Source organism: Burkholderiales bacterium, from assembly GCA_035518095.1.
Taxonomy (GTDB): Bacteria; Pseudomonadota; Gammaproteobacteria; order Burkholderiales; family JAHFRG01; genus JAHFRG01.
Genome location: DATIXX010000006.1, coordinates 74202 through 80412, shown reverse-complemented (window position 1 = coordinate 80412; position 6211 = coordinate 74202). Strand labels below are relative to the sequence as shown.

Here is a 6211-nt window from a genome sequence, read left to right as displayed (position 1 = left end):
GAGCGCGCGGCAAGCATGATGCAGTCGCTCGGGGTTAAAAAAGGCGACCGCGTGATTATTTATATGCCGATGGTGCCGGAAGCAGCATTTGTCATGTTGGCCTGCGCGCGCATCGGAGCAATTCATTCTGTGGTATTCGGTGGATTTGCAGCTGCGAACCTCGCTGCGCGCATCGATGATGCAAAACCTAAACTCATGATCACCGCCGACGGTGGAAGTCGCATGGGAAAGGTCGTTCCCTACAAGAACCTGGTCGATGATGCGATCAAGCTGGCGCAATATCCGCCGGAGAAAGTCATTATTTTGCGCCGCGGACTTGACCCGAACCTGCAAATGATCCCGGGGCGTGACATCGAGTATGGCGAGCTGCGCGAGAAGCACTTTGAGGCGAAGGTGCCGGTAGTCTGGCTTGAATCCAATGAGCCTTCCTACATACTTTACACTTCAGGCACGACGGGCCAACCAAAAGGCGTGCAGCGCGATGTCGGCGGCCACGGGGTCGCGTTGGCCGCATCCATGAAATATATTTACTGTGGCAACGCGGGAGAAACCATGTTCACCGCCTCTGATATCGGCTGGGTCGTGGGTCATTCCTACATTATCTACGGACCGCTCATCGCCGGCATGACTACGGTCATGTACGAAGGCGTTCCAGTGCGTCCAGATGCCGGCATCTGGTGGAAAATCGTCCAAGACCACAAGGTCACGGTAATGTTCACGGCGCCTACCGCGATCCGCGTTCTCAAGAAGCAGGACCCGGCATATCTCAAAAAATACAACCTGTCTTCGCTGCGTTATCTGTTCCTTGCGGGCGAGCCGTTGGATGAGCCGACTCACGTATGGATTTCCGAGGCATTGCGTAAACCGGTCATCGATCATTACTGGCAGACTGAAACCGGTTGGGCCATCTTGACCTGTGCTCCCGGCGTGGCGAAAACCGCGACCAAGTTTGGCAGCCCGAGTTTCCCCGCTTACGGCTATGACTTGCGGCTATTACACGAGGCGACCGGCGAAGAAGTTGGCGCAAACGAAAAAGGCGTGGTCACAGTAGTTCCGCCGCTGCCGCCGGGCTGCATGACTACAGTTTGGGGCCAGGATGAACGCTTTGTGCAGACTTATTTCACGAGCTTTAAAAATAAGATGGTCTATACCACGTTCGATTGGGGAATCCGCGACCAAGACGGTTACTATTTCATCCTCGGCCGCACCGATGATGTAATCAATGTAGCAGGGCACCGTCTGGGCACGCGCGAAATCGAGGAAGCGGTCAACATGCACTCCAATATTGCTGAATGTGCGGTAGTGGGTGTGGCGGATCAATTGAAAGGACAATTGCCGCTTGCATTTGCGGTCGCGAAAGACGCATCGAAACTCGGAACGCCGGAAGGGCGCAAGCAGTTTGAGAAAGAGGTCATGGAAACGGTAGATAAGCAGCTTGGCGCGATTGCCCGGCCGAAAACGGTGCATTTCGTGACCCTTCTGCCGAAGACACGCTCGGGCAAGACATTGCGGCGCTCAATCCAGGCGATCGCCGAAGGCCGCGACCCCGGCGATCTCACCACTATTGAAGACCCGAGTTCGCTGGAACAGATACGCAAAGCAGTGACAGGGGTAAGCGCCTGACCTCGAAATTACGCCTGCTCGCCGGGCGAGGAGTTTCCTGGGACGCTTTGCCCCGTGGGGAAGCGTACACGCACCGTTAGGCCCACGCCGCCTACGCCTTCCGCAAGATCGACTTTTGCGCCATGCGAATCGGCAATGTTCTTGACAATTGCGAGACCAAGTCCGCTCCCGGGGGCCGCGCTGCCGGGCAAGCGGTAGAAGCGGTCAAATACGCGCTCCCGCTCTTCTGCCGGAATCCCGGGGCCGTTGTCCGTGACCGCAAGCAGCGGCCCTTCTGCATCCGCACAAGCATCCACTATGACGCGACCGCCGGAGGGCGTATAGCGAATCGCGTTCTCGACCAAGTTGTCAAGCAGGGCCCGAAGTGCCTTTTCACGACCGGGAATTATCACGGGCTCCATGCGGCCTAGGCGCATCTCGACCGGTTTCGCCGCGGCCAGCGGCTCGATCTCTGCCACGGATTCTGCGGCGAGCCGATCCAGCCTCACCGGCGTAACCTCAGTCTGTGCTGCTTCTGGTTCGAGGCGGGCTAGCGTAAGGAGCTGTTCCACCATCCGATGGGCGCGTCTGACGCCCGCTTTGAGCTGCGCGAGAGCATCGCTTCGATCCTCGAGCGTCTGTGCGCGTTCGAGGACCTGCAATTGAAGCTGAAGCGCGGCAAGGGGCGTGCGTAGCTCGTGGGCGGCGTCTGCAGTAAAGCGCCTTTGGGTCTCGATTGCTTCGGCCAGCCGAGCGAGAAAGCTGTTTAACTGGGCGACCATTGGCTGCACTTCGTCTGGCAGGCCTTGTTCGGGAAGCGGCTGCAGGGAGGACGGTGCCCGCTTTGCGATCGCGCGTGCAATGCTTCCGAGCGGCTCCAAGCCCCATCCGACGAGCAGCCAGATCAGCAGCGCGAATAACGGAATCGAAGCGACAATCGGAATGAGAATGCGCAATGCAATTGCCGCGGCCCGGTCGCTGCGCAGGCTTAATGGCAGCGCGACCTGTACGATCTTGCCGTCATTATTCATGGTAAAAATACGCCAGTCTTCGCCGTTCACAGCGACCGTGTTGAAACCAAATTTACTTTGCGGCAAGAGAATGTTCTGGTTGGACAGATATACCAAGGAGCCACCTGGATTCCACACTTGTACAATAAAATCGTAATCGAAACCTGGATAAAACGTATTTTGGCTTTGCAACGTTTGATCGCGCAAAGACAATGCCATTTGCCTAAGCTGATAGTCGAATAGCTCATTTGCTTCCCGGCGCGCGGCGAAATAGGTGGCCGCGCTGGTGGCCAGGCCCAAAAGGAGCAGAGTCGAGAGCAGTGCCAACAGAAGATTCTTGCGTATTGACATAGAGCGACGGCTCGAGTGTTTCCGATCGAAAGAACCTGTGCCGCTCATGCGCGCTCACTTGTGATCGAGTAGCCAATGCCTCGAACGGTGCGGATCACTCCTTCCCCAAGTTTTTTGCGCAGGTTGTGGACGTGTACCTCAACAGAATTACTGGCCACTTCTTCTCCCCAGCCGTAGAGGCGCTCCTCGAGTTGGGTGCGCGACAAGACTGCCCCTGGGCATTCGAGTAAAGCTTGCAGCAGCGCGAATTCGCGCGCCGACACGGGAACCAGCTGCCCTCGGTGCCTGACTTCGTGCGTGACGGGATTGAGAGCGAGCGCGCCGTACACCACCACAGGCTCCGCGCGTCCGGCATGCCGGCGTTGCACGGCGCGCATGCGCGCGGCAAGCTCGTCGAGATCGAACGGCTTTACTAGGTAATCATCCGCCCCGGAATCCAGACCTTTAACTCGGTCCGAGATCGCATCGCGGGCGGTGAGAATGAGCACGGGCACACGAACCTTGCGGCCGCGAATACTCGCGAGCACCGCAAAGCCGTCCTTGCGCGGCAGACCCAGGTCCAGGAGCACCAGAGCATAGGGCTCGTTCTCAATCGCGATCTCCGCCGCGCGACCGTCCTGCACCCAGTCAATTACGTAACCTTCGTGGCGCAGCCCTTTGCGGATGCTCTCGCCAATCATTGGATCGTCTTCGACCAGCAACACCCGCATCTAATGTCTCCCTCTGTCTGCGCACCTTTAGGTGGCCTGCGACCAATGCAGATAAAGACGCGTGTCGCCGTTAGCCTGAACCTTTACCGTGCGGAAGAGAGTCTTGCCGTTTGCTTCGGCAGTTATCGTGTACTCGCCTGCAGGAAGCTTCGCCATCAGGATTGGCCCGCTCGAAAGCGTAGTCAGCACTGTATTTCCTGCCTTGTCTTTGATGGTAACGTTCACGTCGGCGAGGTATTCATTGTTCTTGTCTGCAGAAAATACCATACTCAGCGGATATTGTTTTGCCTCCGCATACATCGCCATCGCTTGGTCCTGTCCGAAGCCGCCATCCAAATAGGTGATACCGTTCTCTGTCTTGGGACTGGGGAGCGCGTTTTGCATCATAACTGCTGCCGTTGCAGGAAGCGCGAGGCCAAGCGCCAAGGCCCCGATCGCGAGTTTAGCATTCGCTTTCATGTTCACACCTCCAAATTAGGTTAACACTTCGAAACAACGGCGGCCAGACGCCGTCCGGCCGCCGCACCTTCACGTAACACGGTCAACCGAGGTCGACCGGCACGTAAATCCGTTCATCGTTACGTTGCAGCAGCAAGGCTACATGTTTGCCCGACTTGTCAAGCACGCGGCGCAGCTCGTGCACACTCTTCAGCGGGTGGTCGTTAATTGCCAAGATCACATCGCCGGGTTCGACCCCTGCCTTCGCAGCGGCGCCACCCGCTTGCTCGACTACCAGACCACCTTGCGCTTGAAGCTGGTCGCGCTCATCGGGGGTGAGCGGCCGCACCACCAGCCCCAGCCGCCCGGAGTTGTTGTTCGCTGGCAGATTTGCCGATGCAACTTGTTCGTTGGGGAGCGCGCCCACGGTCACGTTCAGCGTGTGCTCGCCGTCGCCGCGCCAGATGCGCACGCTGGCTATCTGCCCGGGTTTCATGTCGCCCACGATCAAGGGCAGAGTCGCAGATTGGTCGACCGATTTGCCATTGAAAGCAATAATGATATCGCCCGGCTTAATGCCTGCGCGCGCCGCAGGACCGCCATTCTCCACCGAGCTTACCAAGGCACCTTCGGGTTTTTTCAGCCCAAACGCTTGAGCCAAATTTTGGGAGACGTTTTGCACCGTGACGCCAAGCCGTCCATGCGTCACCTTGCCAAAGTGTTGCAACTCGTTTTCCACGTTCATCGCAACGTCAATAGGAATTGCGAATGAAAGGCCCATGTAACCACCGGTTTGGCTATAGATTTGCGAGTTGATACCGATCACCTGGCCATCTAAATTAAATAGCGGCCCGCCGGAGTTACCCGGGTTGATGGGAGCGTCGGTCTGTATAAACGGAACGTAATTGCTGTCAGGCAAGGTGCGCGATTTGGCTGACACGATCCCGGCTGTCACCGAATTGTCGAAACCGAACGGCGAGCCCATTGCCATCACCCATTGACCGACTTTGACTTTCGACGAATCGCCGATACGCACTGTAGGAAGGTTCTGAGCGTCAATCTTGAGCAGCGCGATATCTGTGCGCGGATCGGTGCCGATGACTTTAGCCTTGAATTCGCGGCGGTCGGTCAGCTTCACGCTCACCTCGGTTGCGCCGGAGACAACGTGAGCGTTAGTCAGGATGTAGCCATCCGGGCTGATGATGAAACCTGACCCGAGACCGTGCATAGGCATCTGCTGCGGAATGGGACCCTGGAAGCGCTTGAAGAATTGAAAAAACGGATCGTTCTCATCAAAAGGCATTGACCGTTCCGCAATCGTGGCGGATTTCGTTACGGTAATGTTTACCACCGCCGGTCCTTCCTGAGCCACAATTTCGCTGAAGTTCGGCAGGGCGAGCGTTTGCGTCTGGGCGCTTTGCGCGGGCAGCGAATGGTCGGTCTTTGCCGGAAAAGGCGCTGCGGCGGCCATTCCATTGGAATCGCACGCGGCAATGAATAACGGCATCAGCGTTACGATAATCGCTTTAGTGATAGCGTTCGACTTCATGGTTAACTCCTTTCGTTTATGTTCACGCATCCCATGATAAGCGTTGCACCTTAAGCGCATCTTAACAATAAGATTACTTTCCGCACTTTTAAGTTTCTGGAGACCTCGTGTTATCGGTTCAATTACAGGCGGGTCACCGGATCAAACCGGGGATCGAGAGCCACAAAGCGTCCGCTTGACGTTTTTGCCGGTGCGCACAGTGACATGCCATTCCGGCTAGCCGGAACACGTATAACACGCCGTTTAGGAAGAAGTGTTTCGGCTTCAAAGGTTGGTGTTACAGAGACAGAACAGGAAATGCAACTCGGCGGCGAAAGTCTTGCCGAGCACGATGCTGAAACAGAAACTAGAATCAAAATACGCGGTGAACGGCGACAAGGTGCGGCTTTACCTGGTATGAGCGAGGCAAGAAAAGGCAAAACAATTTTTTTGCCAGCGCCAATTGAAAGGATGAGGTTGAAAGCAGACGGGCTGCTTGCGGCGCCGATAAGAGAACGCGCTCGCGGCGGCGCGGTTTGAGGACGTCCCCTCGTACTGATGGCGCACGGCCG

General features: G+C 56.9%; 6 protein-coding genes. 2 read left to right on the top strand and 4 right to left on the bottom strand.

Annotated elements, in window-relative coordinates; genetic code table 11:
* A partial coding sequence (locus VLV32_01720; GenBank protein ID HUL40613.1) for a propionate--CoA ligase occupies nt 1-1623 on the top strand: 1623 nt, incomplete at its 5' end.
* A gap of 8 nt (nt 1624-1631) precedes the next feature.
* On the opposite strand, the gene VLV32_01715 is transcribed toward VLV32_01720, so the two are convergent.
* The 4 genes from VLV32_01715 to VLV32_01700 all read right to left on the bottom strand — a co-directional run bounded on the left by VLV32_01715 (nt 1632) and on the right by VLV32_01700 (nt 5660).
* Nucleotides 1632-2963, bottom strand: coding sequence for an ATP-binding protein (locus VLV32_01715; GenBank protein ID HUL40612.1), 1332 nt, complete (start codon nt 2961-2963; stop codon nt 1632-1634).
* A 44-nt stretch (nt 2964-3007) separates the two neighbouring features.
* On the bottom strand, nt 3008-3673 hold the full coding sequence (locus VLV32_01710) for a response regulator (protein ID HUL40611.1): 666 nt from the start codon (nt 3671-3673) through the stop codon (nt 3008-3010).
* Nucleotides 3674-3700: 27 nt separating this feature from the next.
* Nucleotides 3701-4132, bottom strand: a complete 432-nt coding sequence (locus VLV32_01705) for a carboxypeptidase-like regulatory domain-containing protein (GenBank protein HUL40610.1) — start codon at nt 4130-4132, stop codon at nt 3701-3703.
* An 82-nt stretch (nt 4133-4214) separates the two neighbouring features.
* Complete coding sequence (locus VLV32_01700; protein ID HUL40609.1) at nt 4215-5660, bottom strand: DegQ family serine endoprotease; 1446 nt, start codon at nt 5658-5660, stop codon at nt 4215-4217.
* Nucleotides 5661-5864: 204 nt separating this feature from the next.
* Between VLV32_01700 and VLV32_01695 the strand changes: the two genes are divergently transcribed.
* Nucleotides 5865-6179 carry a hypothetical protein gene (locus tag VLV32_01695; GenBank protein ID HUL40608.1) on the top strand — a complete coding sequence of 105 codons (315 nt, stop codon included), beginning with the start codon at nt 5865-5867 and terminating at the stop codon, nt 6177-6179.
* Nucleotides 6180-6211 lie beyond the last annotated feature (32 nt).